Source organism: Fictibacillus sp. UD (assembly GCF_043558025.1).
Taxonomy (GTDB): domain Bacteria; phylum Bacillota; class Bacilli; order Bacillales; family Fictibacillaceae; genus Fictibacillus.
The window spans coordinates 1-21,402 of sequence record NZ_JARUHH010000002.1 but is presented as its reverse complement, the minus strand read 5'-3'; the positions used below and the strand labels follow the sequence as shown (position 1 = coordinate 21,402).

The 21,402-nt window shown below is 40.2% G+C and carries 22 protein-coding genes; 18 read left to right on the top strand and 4 right to left on the bottom strand.

The features are described 5' to 3' along the window. Positions 1–64 precede the first annotated feature (64 nt). Positions 65–217: a hypothetical protein gene (locus P8610_RS03595; RefSeq protein WP_289496016.1), complete on the top strand. Its 153-nt coding sequence runs from the start codon at positions 65–67 to the stop codon at positions 215–217. 95 nt (positions 218–312) lie between these two features. Here P8610_RS03595 and cspD read toward each other — a convergent pair whose 3' ends face one another. Further along, a complete protein-coding gene (gene cspD, locus P8610_RS03590) occupies positions 313–513 on the bottom strand; it encodes a cold-shock protein CspD (RefSeq protein ID WP_066237152.1) in 201 nt (66 codons plus the stop codon). Positions 514–709: 196 nt separating this feature from the next. Beyond that, positions 710–1,000 (bottom strand): late competence development ComFB family protein, encoded by a 291-nt coding sequence (locus tag P8610_RS03585; protein ID WP_066237155.1) that lies wholly within the window; start codon positions 998–1,000, stop codon positions 710–712. Between the two features lie 211 nt (positions 1,001–1,211). Here P8610_RS03585 and P8610_RS03580 point away from each other — a divergent pair, with 211 nt between their 5' ends. The 6 genes from P8610_RS03580 to hpaD are packed head-to-tail and all read left to right on the top strand — an operon-like array spanning position 1,212 to position 7,585. Continuing rightward, positions 1,212–1,892: a GntR family transcriptional regulator gene (locus P8610_RS03580; RefSeq protein ID WP_394603116.1), complete on the top strand. Its 681-nt coding sequence runs from the start codon at positions 1,212–1,214 to the stop codon at positions 1,890–1,892. Next, positions 1,889–2,812 carry a 2,4-dihydroxyhept-2-ene-1,7-dioic acid aldolase gene (gene hpaI / locus P8610_RS03575; protein WP_289496014.1) on the top strand — a complete coding sequence of 308 codons (924 nt, stop codon included), beginning with the start codon at positions 1,889–1,891 and terminating at the stop codon, positions 2,810–2,812. The genes P8610_RS03580 and hpaI overlap by 4 nt, the downstream gene beginning before the upstream one ends. Next, positions 2,813–3,604 carry a fumarylacetoacetate hydrolase family protein gene (locus P8610_RS03570; protein WP_289496013.1) on the top strand — a complete coding sequence of 264 codons (792 nt, stop codon included), beginning with the start codon at positions 2,813–2,815 and terminating at the stop codon, positions 3,602–3,604. Further along, entirely contained in the window at positions 3,588–5,102 is a 1,515-nt protein-coding gene (gene hpaE / locus P8610_RS03565) for a 5-carboxymethyl-2-hydroxymuconate semialdehyde dehydrogenase (RefSeq protein WP_394603115.1), read from the top strand. Before P8610_RS03570 ends, hpaE begins: the two co-directional genes overlap by 17 nt. Positions 5,103–5,114: 12 nt before the next feature. Beyond that, entirely contained in the window at positions 5,115–6,590 is a 1,476-nt protein-coding gene (gene hpaB / locus P8610_RS03560) for a 4-hydroxyphenylacetate 3-monooxygenase, oxygenase component (RefSeq protein ID WP_394603114.1), read from the top strand. Between the two features lie 11 nt (positions 6,591–6,601). Next, on the top strand, positions 6,602–7,585 hold the full coding sequence (hpaD, locus tag P8610_RS03555) for a 3,4-dihydroxyphenylacetate 2,3-dioxygenase (protein ID WP_394603113.1): 984 nt from the start codon (positions 6,602–6,604) through the stop codon (positions 7,583–7,585). Positions 7,586–7,877: 292 nt separating this feature from the next. Here hpaD and P8610_RS03550 read toward each other — a convergent pair whose 3' ends face one another. Both P8610_RS03550 and P8610_RS03545 read right to left on the bottom strand, forming a co-directional pair. Then, positions 7,878–8,315, bottom strand: a complete 438-nt coding sequence (locus tag P8610_RS03550) for a winged-helix domain-containing protein (RefSeq protein WP_394603112.1) — start codon at positions 8,313–8,315, stop codon at positions 7,878–7,880. A gap of 37 nt (positions 8,316–8,352) precedes the next feature. Next, positions 8,353–9,945 (bottom strand): sigma-54 interaction domain-containing protein, encoded by a 1,593-nt coding sequence (locus P8610_RS03545; protein ID WP_394603111.1) that lies wholly within the window; start codon positions 9,943–9,945, stop codon positions 8,353–8,355. Between the two features lie 173 nt (positions 9,946–10,118). On the opposite strand from P8610_RS03545, the gene yfcC reads away from it, so the two are divergent. From yfcC to P8610_RS03490, 11 genes are all read left to right on the top strand, one after another. After that, positions 10,119–11,621, top strand: coding sequence for a putative basic amino acid antiporter YfcC (yfcC, locus tag P8610_RS03540; protein ID WP_289496008.1), 1,503 nt, complete (start codon positions 10,119–10,121; stop codon positions 11,619–11,621). A gap of 32 nt (positions 11,622–11,653) precedes the next feature. Beyond that, complete coding sequence (iadA, locus tag P8610_RS03535) at positions 11,654–12,826, top strand: beta-aspartyl-peptidase (RefSeq protein ID WP_394603110.1); 1,173 nt, start codon at positions 11,654–11,656, stop codon at positions 12,824–12,826. 96 nt (positions 12,827–12,922) lie between these two features. After that, a complete protein-coding gene (locus P8610_RS03530) occupies positions 12,923–13,378 on the top strand; it encodes a pyridoxamine 5'-phosphate oxidase family protein (protein WP_394603109.1) in 456 nt (151 codons plus the stop codon). Between the two features lie 114 nt (positions 13,379–13,492). After that, positions 13,493–13,879, top strand: a complete 387-nt coding sequence (locus P8610_RS03525; RefSeq protein ID WP_394603108.1) for a hypothetical protein — start codon at positions 13,493–13,495, stop codon at positions 13,877–13,879. A gap of 121 nt (positions 13,880–14,000) precedes the next feature. Next, entirely contained in the window at positions 14,001–14,606 is a 606-nt protein-coding gene (locus P8610_RS03520) for a TVP38/TMEM64 family protein (protein WP_289496004.1), read from the top strand. A 92-nt stretch (positions 14,607–14,698) separates the two neighbouring features. Beyond that, positions 14,699–15,448: a type I methionyl aminopeptidase gene (gene map / locus P8610_RS03515; protein WP_394603107.1), complete on the top strand. Its 750-nt coding sequence runs from the start codon at positions 14,699–14,701 to the stop codon at positions 15,446–15,448. 158 nt (positions 15,449–15,606) lie between these two features. Further along, positions 15,607–16,008, top strand: a complete 402-nt coding sequence (locus P8610_RS03510; RefSeq protein WP_394603106.1) for a DoxX family protein — start codon at positions 15,607–15,609, stop codon at positions 16,006–16,008. Between the two features lie 174 nt (positions 16,009–16,182). Beyond that, positions 16,183–17,541, top strand: coding sequence for a magnesium transporter (gene mgtE / locus P8610_RS03505; protein WP_394603105.1), 1,359 nt, complete (start codon positions 16,183–16,185; stop codon positions 17,539–17,541). A 252-nt stretch (positions 17,542–17,793) separates the two neighbouring features. Further along, a complete protein-coding gene (locus P8610_RS03500; protein ID WP_394603104.1) occupies positions 17,794–19,614 on the top strand; it encodes a GAF domain-containing sensor histidine kinase in 1,821 nt (606 codons plus the stop codon). 1 nt (position 19,615) lies between these two features. After that, positions 19,616–20,254 carry a response regulator gene (locus P8610_RS03495; protein WP_289495998.1) on the top strand — a complete coding sequence of 213 codons (639 nt, stop codon included), beginning with the start codon at positions 19,616–19,618 and terminating at the stop codon, positions 20,252–20,254. A 128-nt stretch (positions 20,255–20,382) separates the two neighbouring features. Continuing rightward, positions 20,383–21,210: a GNAT family N-acetyltransferase gene (locus P8610_RS03490; protein ID WP_394603103.1), complete on the top strand. Its 828-nt coding sequence runs from the start codon at positions 20,383–20,385 to the stop codon at positions 21,208–21,210. Positions 21,211–21,402: the final 192 nt, after the last annotated feature.

The window sequence follows — 21,402 nt, the reverse complement described above, 5'->3', positions numbered from 1 at the left end:
ATAACTGTAGCATGTGGCATATAATATTTACAAAGGTTAAAAAAGTTTCCTTTAGGAAAGATAGGTGATTGCCATGTGGTACAAAGAGAGTTCATTATTTAAACTTCAGCAGTACACATTGATTCTTCACAAATTAGGAATATTCTCGCAGGAAGATAAGACAGACATACTAGGTAAAATAGATAACTATAAAATGAAAATTGGAATAAAAGATTAGGGCTTCCTTTAAGGGAGCCTCTTCATTTACAGATAAAGCATTACATAGAAAAAAACCCGGCAATCGCTGCCGGGTTTTCTATATATGGTTTAGGCTTATTTTTTAGTTACGTTAGCTGCTTGAGGTCCGCGAGCTCCGTCAACGATTTCGAATTCTACTTCTTGACCTTCGTCAAGAGATTTGAATCCTTCAGATTGAATAGCAGAAAAGTGTACGAATACGTCGTCTCCACCTTCAACCTCGATGAATCCAAAACCTTTTTCTGCGTTAAACCATTTTACTTTACCTGTTTGCATGTGAATGCCTCCTAGAACGTTTGCACATTTGTGCCGGAATTACCAAACTACTTTCAAACTCTTAAATAAGACGAAATCCAGTACTGAATGGTTGTCACAAATATATCACAATTGGTAATGCTATCGCAAGGAACTTTTCTGAAAAATAGGAATAAAGAGACAGGAGTTAATCGGCCAAACAAAAACCATCTTCCTTCTACTCAGTAGCAGGAGATGGTTTTAATTCGTGTGAAGGACGTGTTGCTACGATGCCAGTTGCTTTTACGATCTGATTTAGAATATTAACCCTTGATTGGTCATCGAAGTTTTGTGCTTTTACAAAAGCATAGCCATCTTCATTTGACACATAGCGGGGAGGCAAATTATTGAGAGTAATGGCAAATACATCTGCTTTACAAATCTCACATTTGCATGGAAGTTGAAGTTGTCCCCAATAATTTTTTAGTGCTTCGTCTACTAGGATTTCCATTGCATTTTTTACATTCATGGGCTTTTTACCCCTTTTACACAATCTATATGAATAGAATAGCTTATTCTTACTACATATGTAAACTTATACTACATTCAACAAGACTATTTGACTATAATTATTTTCGTTTTTATTATAAACCGCTACCATCTTACTAAATTAACTATAATATATGATTTTTCTGAAAATATACTTGAAATCATATATGATTTGAGATTAACATAGAAATATGAAGACTCGAAATAAACCAAACAAACAGCAATATGCTTACCAAGTCATCCGTTCTCGTATTTTAGATGGCAGGTATCCGCCTGGTCACAAACTTGTGATCGACCAACTAGCAAGGGAACTTCAAACGAGTGCCATACCTGTTCGTGAAGCGATCAGATTGCTTGAAGCGGATTCCTTAATTTCATTTAAACCTTATTCGGGAGCGATTGTAACCCCGTTCGATGAACAAGCATATTTAGAAACACTATCCGTTTTAGCCGTATTGGAAGGTTTTGCGACTGCAGAATCATCTATCTACTTTCCTCATGAAAAGCTTGAAGATTTAAGAGCGTATACAAGACTTATGGAAGATGCCCTTGATGATCTTGATTTTTCTCTCTTCTCCAACTACAACAAAGAATTTCACAAACTTACTTACCATTATTGCACCAATCAATTTTTAATGGAACAGATTCATTCAACATGGGAAAGATTAGGGACAGTCCGAAAACAAGGAACAACGATGAAACCATCAAGAATGAAGCGTTCCATTGCTGAACATTATCAACTGATTGAGATGCTCGAAAATAGAGAAGACCCAAAGAAGATTGAGACTTTTACAAGGAATCATAAATTGAATACGCTAAAAGCATTTCTCGAGGATGAATCTCAAAATAATCTTAAGGAGATGAAAAAATGAACGTAGAAGAAGCAAAAAAATCATTGAGAGGATCCATTGCACCCATCATCACCCCTTTTCATGATGATGAGTCATTGGATCTCGATACACTCAAAAGTTTGATAGACTGGCACATTCAGTCTGGCAGCCACGGAATCTCTGTAACTGGTACAACTGGTGAGCCATCATCATTAACATTAAAAGAACGTGAGCTTGTTATGGAAACAGCGATAAAGGCCGTAAACAAACGTGTGCCAATCGTACCTGGAACAGGATCAACCAACCATCAAGAATCTCTTCACTTAACAAAACTCGCACAAGAAATGGGTGCAGATGCCGCTATGGTAATCGTCCCATACTACAACAAGCCTTCTCAGCATGCTCTATACAAACACTTTAAACTGATCGCTGACTCAGTAGACATTCCACTAATCATCTATAACATCCCAGGAAGAACAGCAGTTAATTTAGAAGTAAAAACACTGGCACGCCTTAACGAAGACTGTCCGAACATTATAGGTGTAAAAGAATCCAATAAAGACTTTGAACACATTAACCGTGTGTTATTAAACTGCGGTCGTGACTTTTTGCTGTATTCAGGCATTGAACTTCTTTGCTACCCGATGCTTGCGATTGGCGGAGCAGGGTACATATCAGCAACAGCAAATGTATTGCCTTCTAAAGTAGCAGAAGTGTATAACGCATGGGATTCTGGAAATGTAGAAGAAGCATTGAAGCTTCATTATGACTTAATGCCATTAAACGATGTTCTCTTTAAAGATACGAATCCAGCGCCGTTAAAAGCAGCACTGGGAATGATGGGCAGAATCAATCCGAAATTAAGACTGCCAATGGACCTGCCAACGGAGTCTCTGCAAAAAGAGATCAGAAGCGTACTTGCTGATTACGGATTAGTAGAAAAAATAGGGAGTGAAGTATAAATGAAACATGCACGCGTGATATTTGAAGGAAGAGAACAAAAAGGAACAATTGTTGATGATGTGATTACTTTCTCATCTGGTAAAACGGCAAAAGTAAGTGAGATCGACACATGGCTGCCTCCTTTTCAGCCGAACAAAATGATCGGCCTCGCACTAAATTATGCAGATCATGCTGATGAACTAGGACTTGAAAAGCCGGCAGAACCTGTTCTGTTTATCAAACCAAACTCGTCACTTGTAGGACACAAAGGAAAAGTGTTCTATCCAGATGGTGCAACTTACATGCACTATGAAAATGAACTTGCCGTTGTTATTGGTAAAGAGGGAAGAAACATTAAAGCTGAAAATGCGATGGAATTTGTAAGCGGTTACACCATTGCAAACGACGTAACTGTGCGTGACTTTGTGAATAACTGGTACCGTCCGCCTGTCCGTGCAAAAGGGCACGACACGTTTGGTCCGATGGGTCCTTTTTATGTAGATGCTGCTGATATTCCGGATGTTACAAACCTTGAACTGCGCACGTATGTAAACGGGGAACTTAGACAGCAAGGGAACACAAAAGACTTGATGTATTCAATCCCTGAAATCATTGAATTTGTGTCATCATTCATGACGCTTGAACCGAATGATGTGATCTGGACGGGTACACCAAAAGGAATTTCTCACGTTCACCCTGGTGATGTTGTAAGACTTGAGATTGATTATCTTGGGTCACTTGAAAACACGATTGTTGATGGACGCACAGAAAAGGTGCCAACTGGAGGGAAGGATCATGAAGCCGGAAATTAAAGAGATGATCCAGCACTATATTGACGGACAGTTTGTTTCAGGGCATAAAGGAGACTTTTTCGTTAATGTCAATCCATATACGAACGAAAAGATCAACACGGTAAGTGAAGGTACGAAAGAAGACATTAATCTAGCAGCTAAAGCGGCAAAAGAAGCCTTTAAGCAAGGACCTTGGGGCAAGATGAAGCAGGAAAAGCGTCTTCAATATATTTATAAGATTGCCGAGCTGATCGACCGTGACATTGAAGAGATTGCCTTGCTGGAATCATACGATACAGGACTTCCGATTGCCCAAACGAGAAAAATGGTAGGTCGTGCAGCAGATAACTTTAGATTTTATGCTGAAATGGTAAAAAACCGTATGTCGGGTGAAGCGTATCACGTAGATGACGAGTTCATGAATTATACGATCCAAAAGCCTGTAGGCGTAGCAGGGCTAATCACACCGTGGAATGCACCTTTCATGCTAGAAACATGGAAGATTGCCCCGGCTCTTGCGACAGGAAACACCGTCATCTTAAAACCTGCAGAATGGTCACCATTGACGGCTAACAAACTAGCAGAACTTGTTGATGAAGCAGGGCTGCCTCATGGGGTATTTAACGTCGTGCATGGTTTTGGTGAAACAGCTGGTGCGTCCCTTGTTGCTCACGAAGATGTGCAGCTGATCTCGTTTACAGGAGAGACAAAGACGGGTTCAGAGATTATGAGAAACGGAGCCGCCTCGCTTAAGCGCTTTTCTATGGAGCTTGGAGGAAAGTCACCGATTATCGTATTTGATGATTGTGATTTTGAACGCGCACTTGACGCATGTGTATGGGGAATCTTTTCTTTTAATGGGGAAAGATGTACAGCGAATTCCCGACTATTTGTTCATGAATCGATTAAGAATGAGTTTGTTGCCCGCTTAAAAGAGAGGGTGGATAACATTATCGTTGGTGATCCATCTGATCCAGAAACAGAAGTCGGACCTCTCATCCATACAGAACACTATGAAAATGTGAAGCGTTACCTGCAGATCGCTGCAAATGAGGGGGCTGAAGTATACAGCCAGACTCTCTCTGAATCTCACAAAAAAGGAAACTTTGTCGCGCCAACTCTTCTGTTGAACGTGAAAAATGATATGACGGTCGCACAAGAAGAAATCTTTGGACCTGTTTTGTCTGTTATGACGTTTAAAGACGAATCAGAAGTGATTGATTACGCAAATGATATCAAGTATGGCCTCGCTGGTTATGTTTGGACGAACGATATGAAAAAAGGTCTTCGCGTTGCAAACGCCGTTGAAGCCGGCATGCTGTGGGTGAATTCGCAAAACGTTCGTGACCTTCGTATTCCGTTCGGTGGGTCCAAGAATTCTGGAATCGGTCGTGAAGGTGGCCATTACGCGTTTGAGTTTTACACAGAGATGAAAGTGGTGCATGTTGCACTCGCAGATCATCACATTCAGCAATTTGGAAAGAAAAAACAAACGCTTCAGACGGAAGCGAAACATTAAGGAGGGATTTCTTTGCCTGCACGCACGGGGGAACAATATATTCAAGGAATTTCAAAGGCTAAGAATAATGTTTGGATTCATGGTGAGAAAGTAGAAGATGTACCTTCTCATCCCGCATTTCGAAACATCGTAAGATCCATTGCCAACTTGTATGACCTCCAGCACGAAAAAGCAGACAAGATGCTATACACCTCTGAACAAACGGGTGATAAAGTTGGACTTTCCTTTATTGCCCCTAAAACGGTAGACGATCTGATCCGCCGCCGTGAAATGATTTCTGAGTGGGCGGGCTACACGGGTGGCATGATGGGGCGTACACCTGATTATTTGAATACGAGCGTCATGGCATTTGGTACGTCTGGTAACTTCTTTGCACAAAATGATCCGATGTTTGCGGAGAACGCCAGAAAGTATTACGACTATTGCCGAGAAAATGACATCAGCTTAACGCATACACTCATTCATCCTCAGACAAATCGTTCGAAAAAGCAGTCTGAGCAAAAAGATCCATATTTATCAGCTCGCATCGTTGAAAAAAATAAAGATGGAATTGTAGTGAAAGGTGCTAGATTGTTAGCAACGCTCGGTGGGGTAACGGATGAGATCGTCGTTTTCCCATCGACGCTGAATAAAGCATCTTCTGAAGACGATCCTTATGCAATGGCTTTTGCGATTCCGAACAACACGGAAGGATTGAAGTTCCTTTGCCGAGAATCGTTCGATACGGGACGAAGCCAATGGGATCATCCACTAAGCTCGCGATTTGAGGAAAGTGATGCAATCGTTGTTTTTGATAATGTACTAGTACCGTGGGAGCGCGTTTTTGTAAGCGGAAGCTCCGATATTTGTAACCGTACGTACGTTGAAACAAACGCAATCGTTCATATGGCACATCAAGTAATTGCTAAAAATACGGTAAAAACGGAATTTGTGCTAGGCGTTATTTTAAACATGATGGAATCGATCGGCATCGATGTATTTCCGCATGTTAAAGAGAAAGCATCTGAAGTCATGCTAATTCTCGAAACGATGCGTTCTCACCTTTACCGTGCAGAACACAACGCTTCCATTGATAAATACGGGAACATGACGCCAGACTTTGCGCCGCTGAATGCAGCGCGTAACTGGTACCCGAAAATGTATCAGCGCATCGTTGAAATCGTGAAAATCCTCGGAGCTTCAGGTTTGATGGGGATTCCGACAGAAGCAGACTTTAACGCAGACGATATCGGTGAACTCGTGCATCGCTATACACAAGGCGCAAACATTGATGGTTATGAGCGCACGCAATTGTTCCGCCTGGCATGGGACATCTCCATCAGTACGTTCGGAGGCCGTCAAGCGCTATATGAGTACTACTTCTTTGGAGATCCAGCGCGTATGTCGAACATTTATTATGATCAATTTAACAAAGAGCCTTATAAAGCGATGGTGAAAGAATTTCTGCAGCGCGTGAATTCTAAAAGCCATAATTACACGAGTGTATAGGAGGAGTCGTCATGGATTTTAACATTATACGAATTGCGCGTGTTGTCATGAACGTAACAGACCTCCATGCTTCCCGTGATTTTTATGTGAATGCTCTGGGATTTATCGAAACGGCCGCTACCTCAGAGTGGATGGCATTACGCGGGTTGGAAGAACACTCGCATCACAGCCTTCTGTTGAAAAAGGCAGATAAGCCTGGGGTTCATGTGGTGAGCTACAAAGTTTGGGAAGACAGCCACTTGAATGAGCTGGAATCCTTTTTTAAAGGAAAAGGTGCCAAAGTGCTGTGGAAAGATGCAGACTCTAAAGTTGGAATCGGTAAAACCTTATGCGTAGAAGACCCTTCTGGCATACCACTAGAGTTTTTTGTTGAGATGGAGAGTGTTGAACGCTGTATCCAAAAGTATGATCTATACCGCGGTGCACGTGTTCAGCGTATCGATCACATCAACTGTATGGTTCCGGATGTGGAAGGGGCTGTTAAGTTTTATACAGATGAACTTGGATTTAGAGTCTCGGAATATACGGCAACAGAAGACGATCGAACATGGGCAGCGTGGCTTCACCGCAAGCCGACTGTTCATGACGTTGCCTTTATGAACGGAGAAGGGCCTCGTCTTCATCACGTAGGCTTTTGGCTTTCTGATCCAATGAGTCTAATTCATTGCTGTGATGTGATGGCGAGCATGGGATATGCAGACAATATCGAGCGCGGTCCTGGACGACATGGTTTATCGAACGCATTCTTCTTATACGTTCGCGATCCGGATGGAAATCGAATAGAGCTATATAACGGGGATTATCTGACGAGTGATCCTGACTTTAAACCGATCAAGTGGGACATTAATGACCCGAGACGTCAAACGTTCTGGGGCCACAAAGCTCCTGACAGCTGGTTTAACGAGGCGACTTCTTTCTTGAATCTTGAAAAAGGAGAGCCTGTAGAGCTGAAAAGTCCTACTTTGGCGCAGCGTAAACCAGATTTTGTGACTTGATCTATTATGGATAGAAGATAAAAGCTGACTTCCTTAGTGAAGTCAGCTTTTTGTGCTCGTCCAGCGGCAGATTATGCAAGCTGGACGAGCGATTCTAGAAATTTACGAGCGATTCTAGAAATTTACGAGCGATTCTAGAAATTTACGAGCGATTCTAGAAATTCACGAGCGATTCTAGAAATTTACGAGCGATTCTAGAAATTTACGAGCGATTCTAGAGGTTTACGAGCGATTCCAAAGTTTTATAATTGCACCCCTGAAAATAACATCCTATTACCATAAAAAAACCCTCTCACGCCAATTCATTCTTAATATAAACAAGCCCGCTCTCGGTCAGCCTTGTTCCTTTTCGCCCTTTTGCTTTCACGATAAACCCTTTCCGCTCCAAGAGGTCTAAGCGCAATCTGATCTGAGCTTCCGATAGTTTTACGCCTTTTAATTCTAAATCCATCAATAAGCTTTTCCGGCTGGATGGTTTACCAGAACAGTGGTTTTGATAGATGCAGTTCAAAATCGCAGCTTCTTCATTTGGCGCTATAAGCGGCAATTCATCAGAGGTCACAGCAGTCTCTTTCATAACTTCTGCCTCTAAAGTCCTCTCCAAACTTCTGATTCGCATCACTTCTTGAGGCAGATCCTGAACAGTAATCTTTTCCCCGTCACACACTGCAAGCATATAATCAATGGCATTCTTTAATTCTCTAATATTACCCGACCAAGATCTATTCATAAGGTGGCGTACCACTTCGCTTTCAACGGTCATCTTTTTAGTAGAACGCATACCTAAAAAAATGATTCAGTAAAAGCGGAATGTCTCCTTTGCGTTCTCGGAGCGCTGGAATCTTTAAATAGAGAACGTTCAGCCGATGATACAGATCTTCGCGAAATAGTCCGTTCTTTATATCAGTCGCCAGATCCTTGTTGGTAGCAGAAATGACCCTTACATCTATAGGGAGGACGCGTGTTCCTCCGACTCTCCGCAACTCTTTTTCCTGCAGAACCCGTAGGAGGCGTGTTTGGAGTTTAACGCTAATGTCGCCAATTTCGTCCAGAAAAATAGTTCCGCCTTCTGCTTGTTCGAAGAGACCCTGTTTTCCGCCTTTTTTTGCTCCTGTAAATGCTCCTTCTTCATAACCGAAAAGTTCACTTTCTAATAAATCTTCTGAAAGCGCAGAACAATTTACTGCTAAGAATGGCCCGTTTCTCCTGCTCGATTCATTATGAATGGAGCTCGCAAAGAGTTCTTTGCCTGTTCCGCTTTCGCCTTGAATAAGAAGTGAAAGGTCTGTTGCCGCCAGCTTCTTTGCAATATTTTTTGTTAAGATGATCTGTTCGGAGTCGCCGATGATATCACTGAAAAAATACTTACCAATATAACCTTTTCGCTTCAGTTCATATCGTGCGGCTTTTTCCATCGAGATGGTCGTGCTCGTGTTCTTAAATGTCGCAATCATCGTATTTTCAGCTGGTAATGTAAAGCGGTGAACCATGACATTTGTATCGTTGATTGTGAAAAACTGGTCAGATTGTTCGTTTTCAGTATCTGATAAAAAGTCTAGCAGTTCTTTGTCTTTAATAATTTGTTTAATATGCTTTCCGACAGCTTGTTTGGAAGCAGTTGAAAATATGTTCTCCAGTTCTTCGTTAAATACGGTAATTTTTCCTGAATGATCAAATGACAAAATACCATCATTTACACCATTTAATACTTTGTCTAGGTGTTCGTTAAGTTGAAGAGCTTTTTGATTAGCAAGTGCAAGTTTCTTGGACAGCTGAATAATTTTTTTGGTAAACCGTTCAGAAATACCTGTCGCCCTGTCATCCAATACACCGAGTTCGCTCAAAATCTCTGTTATAGTAGTTATGTCGATTAAGCGTACGCCGATATTAATAATTCTCTTAACCTCTCTTGGCACTAGATGCATCTCCCCAGGTGTCACAGCGATCTCTGAGTATTGATAGTGAGGAATGCCAGGATAATAGGGAAGGTAATTTAAGTGATCGATTCCAAGATGTACGAGAGTTTGTACGGACTGTTCGACTGTTTGAGGAAAGTCGTTAACGTACATAACATCTGTACCTTCAGGCAGCTGAAGAAGCTGATCCATATATTCATAATTTACGGTGCGTCTTGCCGTGATGACTTTACAAGATTCACTTAAACAGTGAGCTACCTCACGTCTTATAAGATAAGAGGATAAAATAACAATTTCGTTCTGAAGCTGTGAAGGCAGCATCTCTTCGGAAGAATAGCTTCTAATATGAAAATAATCGCCTAAAATTGATTGAAGCTGATGAGACAGTGCAATACGTGTTTCTTTTGTACCTGCTAATAGAACAATCTGTTTTTGGAGCTCCATCCTATACACCTTCTTTAAATGGTCTTTTTTAGGTTGTTAATTGGTTATGAAACTATTATCTAATAAACACCCAATTAAGGAAACAAAAACTTAAGAAACCTTTACAAAGGGAGGCGGAATGTTGGCACAATTCTTGCAATTAGATTAGGTGATTAAGAAAAGGGGGAATAAACGTGGATAAGAAAAAAGGAATTACAATGCCGGATACGTTTGTTATCGTGTTTTTTGTTGTTGCACTAATGGCATTATTAACGTATATCATTCCGGCAGGTCAATTTGAGACAAAAGAAACAACCTTTATGCAGGGCGGTGAAGAGCAGACAAAAACAGTGCTTGTCCCTGATAGTTTTTCATATGTAAAAGGGAAAGATGGTGAGCCTGCTACTCAAGGTGTAAGCCTTTTTGAAGAAGGCGGCGGCGCTGGGTTTTTGAACTATATCTTTGAAGGACTTGTTTCTGGAGATAAATGGGGATCAGCTGTTGGTGTTGTTGCCTTTATCCTAATTATTGGTGGCGCCTTCGGTATCATTATGAAAACACGTGCGATTGAAGACAGTATTTTAAAAATGATCGACCATACGAAAGGCAGAGAAGCACTTATTATTCCGCTTATGTTCTTATTGTTTTCTCTAGGCGGCGCTGTTTTTGGAATGGGCGAGGAAGCGATTGCCTTTGCCATGATCCTTGTCCCCGTTGTTGTAGCTCTTGGCTATGATGCTATAACAGCGATTATGATTACGTACGTTGCAACGCAGATTGGTTTTGCAACATCTTGGATGAACCCGTTCGGTGTAGCAATTGCACAAGGAGTTGCTGGAATTCCAGTGCTTTCCGGGGCGCCATTCCGAATCGGTATGTGGGCTTTCTTTACATTAGTAGGGATTGTTTATACATGGATTTACGCGTCAAGAATTAGAAAAGATCCGAAGCGTTCCTTATCTTATGATTCAGATGCATACTTCCGTGACGATTTTAAACATACAGATATTAAGTCAAACTTTGGAACAGGACATATCCTCATTCTTCTTACGATTTTAGCAGGAGTTGCTTGGATCGTTTGGGGAGTTGTGGAAAGAGCATATTATATTCCAGAAATCGCTACTCAATTTTTTACGATTGGTTTAGTTGCGGGTATAATTGGTATTATCTTCAAGATGAACAACATGACGGTGAACGGAATCGCTGATGGCTTTAAAGAAGGTGCAAAAGATCTTCTCCCAGCAGCACTTATCGTTGGTATGGCGAAAGGAATCGTTATTATACTTGGTGGAGACAACCCTGCTGAAGCATCAGTTTTGAACACGATTCTTCATGCAGCTGGTGGCATTGTTGAAGATGTTCCTGCTGCACTTTCTGCATGGATCATGTATGTGTTTCAATCTGTATTTAACTTTTTTGTTGTATCTGGTTCAGGTCAAGCGGCACTTACAATGCCTTTAATGTCACCGCTTGCTGATCTTGCAGGTGTAACAAGGCAAGTAGCGGTTCTTGCTTTCCAGCTGGGTGACGGTTTTACAAACATGATCGTACCAACTTCTGCGGCTCTTATGGGAACACTAGGAGTCGCACGACTGGATTGGGGAAAATGGTTTAAGTTCCAAATTAAGTTCCAGGCCGTTCTGTTTACATTTGCCTCAATCATAATTGTTATAGCTGTATTAATTGGTTTTAAATAATTTATCTTTGAAAAAATAAAGGACTGATTTACATGTTTACACTTATAAAAGGCGGTGAGGTATACGCGCCTCATTATCTCGGTAAAAGGGATATTCTTATAGCTGCCGGGAAGATTGCCAGCATCTCAGAAAATATTGATTGGCCGGCACCAGCACTTGATATCCATGTTATTGATGCAACAGGAAAAATGGTGGTACCAGGCTTTATCGATGCACATGTTCATATTACTGGCGGCGGAGGAGAAGGCGGATATAAAACGAGGACTCCTGAGATCTATTTGTCTGATGTTACTAAAGCAGGTGTGACAACGATTGTTGGTGTGATTGGTACAGACGGAACAGCCCGAACGATGACCAACCTAATCGCAAAAGCAAAAGCCTTAAAAGAAGAAGGGATCTCATGTTTTGTGCACACTGGAAGCTATCAAGTTCCTGTTAAAACGTTAACGGGGAATATTGAAACAGACATTATGATGATTGATGAAATCATTGGTGTAGGTGAGATCGCTATCGCTGACCATCGTTCCAGCCAGCCGGACGCTCACGAACTGGCAAGGCTAGCTTCACAAGCAAGAGTTGGGGGCATGCTTTCAGGAAAAGCAGGTATAGTGAATATCCACCTTGGCGACAGTAAACGTATGTTATCTTTAATTGAAGAAGTTGTGGAGACGACAGATCTGCCTATTTCCCAATTTTACCCGACGCATATTAACCGAAATTCCTATTTGTTTGAAGCGGGAATTCAATATGCGAAAAAAGGCGGTATCGTAGATTTTACAACAAGTACAACGAAGCAATTTTTAGAAGAAGGCGAAGTTAAATGCAGCATCGGCCTTAAAAGAATGCTCGATGCAGGAGTGTTGATTGAGCAAATAACGTTCACATCAGACGCACAGGGAAGTTTGCCTGCATTTAATGAATTTGGTGAATTTACAGGACTTCGTATCGGCAAGGTAAACTCGTTATATGGTGAAGTGCGAGATGCCATCCTGACTGAAGGTGTTCCACTTCAAACAGCATTGCAGACAATTACTTCTAATCCTGCCCGAGTTTTAAAGCTCAGAGAAAAAGGAAGGCTGCAGGAAGGTCTGGATGCTGATCTTGTTCTGCTTAACCAAGACCTAAACATTGATTCTGTTATTGCTTTAGGGCAAGTAATGGTACGAGATGGAGAAGCCGTGATCAAGGGAACATTTGAAGAGTAAAGGAAGCTGATTTTCAGCTTCCTTTTCACTTTTAAGTTAAGAAATATATGGTAAAATAAGAAACATACATATAAATCATTCGAAGGTGGCGATCATATGGCGAAACAGGAAACACCAACAACGTTAAGTCCTGAATTGTTTGAACACCTGCAAGGCGAGCAACTCGTATTACTAGGAACAGTTGACGCAGAAACGAAAGCTCCATCCGTAAACGCGATTTCCTGGGTGAAAAGTTTGTCAGAAGGTAAGATTAGATTTACCGTTACAAACAACTCCCGCATCGTAACGAACATCCAGGATAATCCGAATGTCGTTCTTACGGTTGTTGGACTTGAGACAGTGTATTCGATTAACGGAAAAGCAAATATACTCCAACTTGCAATGGAAGGCGTGCCTTTAAAGCTTGCAAAGATTGAAGTTGATATCGAGCATGTATTTGAGAGCATGTTCTGGGGCGCAAAGATCGTTCAAGAACCCGTATACGAAAAAACGTATAATGAAAAGAAAGCAAAAGAGCTGGACGAGCAAGTCTATGCTGCTCTGATGAAATAAACCAGCTTCTAACAACGAAGAAAACCGCAGAATACTAGCTTAAACCGTCAAAACATCCTGTTATGGCGGTTTTTATTTATCGCTTAATTCGGAAAAAGTATAGGAGGATCTGCAATGTCATTAACATGGCGCTTATTGCTTTTTTCTGGTCTTATTTCCTTATTCATTGGCATTTTGAACATAACCAGTTTACTAGAGGAAAAATCTAAAGGGCTGAATGTTTGGGGTTACCTTCTGCTTTTCTGGGGAATTGCTGCACTCATGATTGGACTTAACCGATTCAAATACACTTGGATAATTAAATTCTTAGCAGCTTTAGGGATATTGCTTCACGGTTCACAGGGAATCTACTCGCTTCTTTTCCCTGGAAATCCGGATGCAAATGGGATGAACGTCGGTAGTTCATTTTATGGAATAGCCTCATTCGCAGCAGCCTTTTGCTGCATTATCATTATCGGGAACAGGCTCGAAAATCCCCCTTCAAAATCAGTCAGTAAATAGTACCCTCTTCTTTCTTTATGATAAAATTAGAGAACTAACTCCTTGTTTTTCCTAAAGTCGGTTTTAAACAAGTTTTCTGTGGCAACGATGAGGGTATGAGGAAGAAAAGGGTGAACGATAGATGGACTGGAGAAACTGGGAACGCTATTTTACTGAAAAAAATATTCTGCAGCTGCTTGATCAATACAAAGATCTTGGTTTCTTGCCAGGGGTTTTGCTGCCTATGCTAGAATCTTTCCTGCCAATCCTGCCTCTATTTATTTTTGTTGCAGGAAATGCAGCAGCATATGGATTTTGGTTAGGATTTCTTTATTCGTGGATTGGGGTATGTGCGGGGTCAATCATCGTTTTTATGCTTGTCAGAAAATATGGGCAAAAAAAATTCCTGGATTTTTTGAACAGACACACAAACACAACTCGGATGCTAAATTGGGTGGAACGACACGGTTTTGGCATGCTGTTTCTTATTTATTGTTTTCCGTTTACTCCATCTGCATTAGTAAACGTTGTTGGCGGGCTTTCGAGAATTAATACGAAAACATTTTTGCTGGCTCTAGCTCTCGGCAAATTAGTGATGATCGCGATTGTTTCTTTTATCGGCTATGACTTTATTGACGTATTAAAAAGCCCCCTTAAATTAGGGTTGATTGCATTTGGCATATTCGTGCTATGGTTAGGCGGCAAAGTGGTAGAATCAAGACTTAAGCAATCAGAGCATCGGGCGTAGGTACAATCGCTCGATGCTTTTTTCATTTAACCCGCTTCACGAACCTCTTTAGACTGGAATATAGATAAAAAAGAGGAAGGGGAGAGTTCGGGTTGATTAAGCTTAAATCACAAAAGCAGATTGAGAAGATGAGAGAAGCAGGCAAGCTTCTAGCTTCCTGTCATCAAGCATTGAGAAATTTGGTGAAACCAGGAATCACCACTTTAGAACTGGATCAGTTTGTAGAGAGCTTTCTGTTGGAGCGCGGCGCAAAACCTGCTCAAAAAGGCTACATGGGCTATCCGTTTGCAACTTGTGCCTCTGTTAATCATGAGGTATGTCATGGACTTCCTAATAAAAACGTGTTGAAAAATGGAGATATCATCACCATAGACTTTGTTGTGAATCTAAATGGCTGGCTCGCAGATTCAGCTTGGTCATATGGAGTTGGAACCATTTCGCAAGAATCTCAACGTTTGATGGATGCGACAAAAAAAGCCATGTATAAAGGAATTGAACAAGCGCAAGTTGGCAATAGATTAGGGGATATAGGCTATGCTATCCAGTCTTATGCTGAGAAAAAGGGATACTCTATCGTAAAAGAATTTATTGGACACGGTATTGGGCGTAACATTCATGAAGATCCTCAAGTTCATCATGTTGGAGAACGAAATACTGGAACAACGCTTAAAGAAGGTATGGTTATTACGATAGAGCCGATATTCAACAAAGGTATGCCTTATATAACTATGAAATCAGATGGATGGACCTCGGTAACGTTTGACCGAAGTTTATCCGCTCAATATGAACATACAATTGCGATCACAAAAGAGGGACCGATAATTTTAACTGAACAGTTTTAAAAGTTTTGTTACCGCATATTCTCTAATAAGAAGGCGGTAAATTTTTTTACTTATAAAATTATTTTTTTAAAGTAACTTGACATATACAAGTTACTAATTGTAATATACTAACATAAAGTGAGTAAAACAAAATTTAATCGAAAAGAGGGAATTATTAAATGTTATCATTAGGATTGCTTATTATCCGATTAGTGGTTGGTCTTGCACTGGCAGCACATGGTGCTCAAAAGTTATTTGGCTGGTTTGGTGGTTATGGCTTAAAAGGAACGGGTGGATGGATGGAGTCGATAGGCATTAAGCCTGGCTACACGATGGCATTAATAGCAGGTCTTGCTGAATTTGGGGGAGGATTGTTATTTGCCGCAGGACTGTTTACTGAAATTGGAGCTATTTTGATTGCTGGAACGATGCTCGTTGCGATATTAAAAGTACACTTGCAAAATGGATTTTGGGTAACAGCAAACGGCTATGAGTTCAACTTGATTTTAATCGCTGTAGTTGTCGGAGTTGCCTTAACTGGTGCAGGGGAATATTCACTGGATTACCTCTGGCTGAAGTAGGGAATAGAATAGAGATCTTACGTGAAGAAACCACTTTTGATAAGTGGTTTTTTATTTGTGAAATACCATATCCTATGAACAGAGCGAACACAGCAAAGTTCAGCTACGAAACAATAGTCACATATAAATAAATATTTTATAATAGTGAAGTACTTTATAAGGAGGTGACGTTCCTTGTTTAAAGAGATGTCAGAAAATCAGATTTTATTATATGTAATTAAAAATTTAAAAGAGCTGCGCAAGAAAGAATTTCAGCTATTAATTGATGAACTGCACCCTTATGATATAGCTAACGTGTATAAGAATCTGCCGGAAAAACACAGGCATAAGTTCGTAACGTTTTTAACGACTAGACAGATTGCTTCATTAATTCAAGAACTTGATAGCGATCTGCAAATGGAGATTCTGCATAAACTTGGCATAGAACGGTCATCTCATATCATGAACTTAATGGAAAACGATGACCTTGCCGATCTTCTCGGCAACTTGGACGTTAATGAAATTCAGGATTTCTTATCATCCATGAAAGCAGATGAATCCAAAACAGTTCAAAGCTTGATGCAATATGATTCAGATACTGCTGGTGGAATCATGACGAACCGTTTTGTTTGGATTCCGCAAGTGTACACCGTTCGCGATGCGGTTGAAAAACTTAAAACGTTCGCAGGATTTGCTGAGAACATCTATTATCTATATGTTATCGACGATGATAAAAAACTCGTTGGTGTTGTTTCATATCGTGATCTTCTGCTAGCCGAGATGCACGAAAAGATTGAAGATATTATGTACAACAGGGTCATTTCCGTTCCTGCAGAAACGGATCAGGAAGAAGTAGCCCGAACGATAGAGCGATACGACTTTATCGCGGTTCCTGTAACAGATGAACAAGATCGATTAATAGGAATTGTCACGGTCGATGATGTGCTGGACGTATTAATTGAAGAAGCAAACGAGGATATTGAGAAATTATCAGCTACTGGTAAATCGATTGATTTCCAGACGAGTGCAGTTATCGCTTCATATCGTAGACTTCCGTGGCTCATTTTACTTCTGTTTATCGGAATTCTGTCAGGAAGCATTATCAGTACATTCGAAGGAACGATTGAAAAAGCAGTAGCCCTCACTTACTTTATGCCAATGATTGCGGGAATGACAGGAAATACTGGGACACAGTCTCTTGCTGTTGTAGTACGCGGACTTGTATCACATGATATTGACCGTCAAACGATCCTTAAATTAATCATGCGTGAATTTGGTGTTGGTTTTATTATAGGTGTTACATGTGGTATCTTAATTTCGATCGTGGCTTATCTATGGAAAGGTAATCTGATTTTAGGTTTTGTAGTTGGAAGCTCTTTATTTTTTACTTTAATTATTGGGACTTTAGCAGGCACACTCATTCCATTGCTGCTTTACAGACTTAAGATTGACCCGGCAGTAGCGTCAGGGCCGCTTATTACAACATTGAATGATATTTTTTCGCTTTTAGTTTATTTTGGTACAGCTACAATGTTCTTATCTCATTTATTATAGTGTATCAGGTTAGATATTTCGTACTATGAAATCTACATCTTTTGCTCAATAGAACGCACTCTTTTAACATGCGATAATGAAATAAAACATTAGTTTTTTCCGAAATTGGTCAGCGGCATATGCCATTCGACTAATTTCGGTTTTTTTACGGCTGAATAAAGCGGTTGAAACCCTATGATATAATAGAATAAATTGACAGATTATTTAGACAGGTTTTTTATAAGAGGCATTTAAATAAAGCAGGTGAGAAAAATGGGGATAAACCGGGATAAAGCAGCTAGTTCATTTGTTTCGCTTATTATTGCAGCAGGTATGGTCATCTTGATTCTAAGTCTGTTTTCGATTTCCAAAACACCAGATCTTCTCGTATTCTTAACGCTATTGATCTTTCTCTTTATAACAGAGTATTATCCGATTCCAATCTGGAAAGGTATAAGTGCACTTAGCTTTCCTTTGCTGTACACGATAGAGCTTCTTTACGGATGGGGGATAGCGGTTTTTGTTTTTGGGTGCATGGTTTGTTTAGTTAACGCATTGAATCAGCGCCCGTTGCGTATCGTACTTTTCAATCCTTCTCAGCTAATGATCAGCTTTTTTGGTGCCGTTCATATGACAGACTTTTTACTATTAACTTTTAGTGCACAATGGAGTCTGTTTTGGTCCGCTGAAATACGGATGATTGGAATAGCGATTTTTTATTATCTTTTCAATAATTTAATAGTAGATATCGTACTTCTTTTACGGCCGCAAGTTTATTATTTTCAATTTTGGAAAACAAAAACGATCTCAGAAACACTTGTAACGCTCTTTTCTGTTCTCTACATTACGTTAATGTTTTTGTTGGGCAGCCAAAATCGTGGTGTGGTAGATGCTTTTTCCTATATCTTTTTCTTCTCTCCCTTGGTCGCAATTGCACTTATATGTTCCTTTATAGCAAGGCTGCGTCAGGAGCAAAACAGGTTAAAAGCACTTTATGATATCAGTACTACGTTTAATGCTCAATTACCTTCAAAGAATTGGTTAAAGCAAGTTGAACTTCCTTTTTTAGAGTTTCTTGGCACGGATGCTGTGCTTCTTTATCTCTTTGATGGAACGACATGGAAACTAGCGTACGAAAATGGCGGTCTTTCCACAAGCAAAGATCTTTCAGAGAATTTGCTCCAGCATATTGAGGCTAACTCTAAAATGGTTTTGTTTAATAAAAAGAGTGAAGATAACGAATGGGTGTTTCATTATTTTCAAAGCAGTATAAAGTCGATCATGATCGCACCACTTACCATTGAGGATGAAGTTACGGGTGTACTTCTTACAGGAAGAACCAGAACACATTCATTTTCCTCTGTCGATGAGCAGTCAATGGCAACGCTTGTTAATCAGCTGGCGGTTGCTTGGAAATCCAAACTGCTGATCTCCGAACGTGAAAAACGGGTGCTGTTAGAAGAAAGGAACAGAATTGCCCGTGAAATTCACGATGGCATTGCACAAACATTAGCCGGATCTGTTATGCAGCTTGAAACTGCTCAGCGCGTATTTGAACAAAAGCCTGAAAGAACAAAACAGCTTGTAGCGGTAAGTACTGAAAAATTAAGAGGAAGTTTAAAGGACTTGCGAGAATCTATCTACGCTTTGCGCCCATATCCAACCGAACGAATAGGACTTCATCAAGCCATCCAATCCAAAGTGAAGGCTGTCAAAGATGAAGGTCATAACATACAAATTCGCTTCCAAGAGCGCGGCACTAGATATCCGCTTAGTACAATGGTAGAGAAAGTCATTTTTGATATTTTTCAAGAAAGTCTTCATAACACGCTAAAGCATGCGGATGCAAGCAAAGTCGAAATTCTTTTAAGCTACTCTAAAGAACAAGTCATTTTTAAGATAAAAGATGATGGCAAAGGATTTTCGCTATTTGAATCGATGATCAAAGCTAGGCAAGAGCCTCATTATGGCATACTGAACATGAACGAATTATCCGAGAGTCTAGGTGCATCCCTTCATATTGATTCTGCAAAAGGAAAGGGAACCGAAATTAAATTACACATTCCTCAAATAGAATCCAAGGAGGCTTTTTAATATGATTTCTATATTACTTGTAGATGACCATGCTATTTTACGAGATGGATTAAAGAACATCTTATCATTTGAAGACGATATAAAAGTTGTCGGTGAATCAATATCAGGTGAAGAAGCGTTAACGGCCGCTCAAGAATTGATGCCAGATGTTATTATTATGGATATTAACTTGCCAGGAATGAACGGTGTGGAAACGACATCGGTTATAAAAGCAAAACATCCGAACATCCGTATCCTCGTTCTGACTATGTACACGCATGACGAATATTTACTATCTGCATTAAAAGCCGGTGCAGATGGCTACTTGTTAAAAGATGCACCATCCGAACATGTGGTAGATGCCATACATGCGGTTTATAGAGGGGAATCAATGATTACCCCAAGAATGACAAAGAAACTAGTAAACATCCACCTTCAGCAGACGCAAATAAAACAAGATGAAACGAACCTGACTGAACGTGAGCAGGAAGTGTTGATCGGATTAGTTGAAGGTTTGAGCAATAAAGAAATTGCAGATAAACTCTTTATCAGTGATAAGACAGTAAAAATTCATGTAAGTAAAATATTTAAGAAGCTTGAAGTGAAAAGCCGCTCACAAGCTGTCATCTATGCCGTACAAAACCAGCTCGTACCGATGTAAACCAGTCTATATGGCTGGTTTTTTTATTGTGCCAAAATAAAATAATTAAAAACCATCACACTAAAAAAATGTTGCATTTTTCCATTTTACAGCTAGAATATATACAACATAAGGGAGGAGAAGTGCAGATGATTATTAAGACTGATCAAACTTGGCATGAAAAAGTAATGGACTATTTAAGTGAAGAACCTGCTCTGAATTTATTTATTATTGCAGACATTGAAAACTTTGGATATGAAACAGAATTTCAGGAAATCTGGGCTGATGTGGGTGAAGACGGTGCAATAACAGGTATTCTTCTCCGTTACATGGGTAACTATCTGCCTTATGCAAAAGGAACGATAAATGCCGAAGCATTCTCAGAGATTATCAATAAAGATCACAATTATGAGATGCTTTCCGGCAAAAAGGAAATAACCGAACAGTTTCGACCATATGTAGCTTTTGAGCGAATGAAAGAAACCTATTTTGCTGAACTAAGAGATGCTCAATTCTTAAACAAAAGCAGTTCTCGAGAAAATATTAGGCAAGCGGAACTATCAGATGTTGATAGCATTATGGACTTAAGGCACCTGATAAAAGAGTTTGACATTCGGCCTACAGCTAAACAAAGCTTGGAACAAGCATTAACTACTAAAACAGGCCGTACGTATTTTATCAAAGATCATGATAAGATCGTTTCCTGTGCATCTTCAACCGCTGAAAATTCTTTATCAGCTATGATTGTAGGTGTTTGTTCACATCCAGATAAAAGAAATCAAGGTCTTGCATCTCTATGCATGGAAGCATTGTGTCAGGACATCCTGGCTGAGGGGAAAGCGGTTTGCCTTTTTTACGATAATCCGAAAGCAGGATCCATCTATAAGAGGTTAGGATTTAAAGATATCGGCTTTTGGAGCATGAACTATCCTGTGCGCCATGTATCTGCAGAACAGCAAACAACGCTTGTAAAATAAAGGTGCTGTTTTTTTAAAGATTGTTGAATTTTGAGCACGATATATGATCGTTCAGAGTATGATTTTGTTCATTTGTGGAAATATGTGCTCGTTCAGCGGCATTTATGCACGCTGAACGAGCGCCATCAGAGAAATACGAGCGCCATCAGAGAAATACGAGCGCCATCAGAGAAATACGAGCGCCATCAGAGA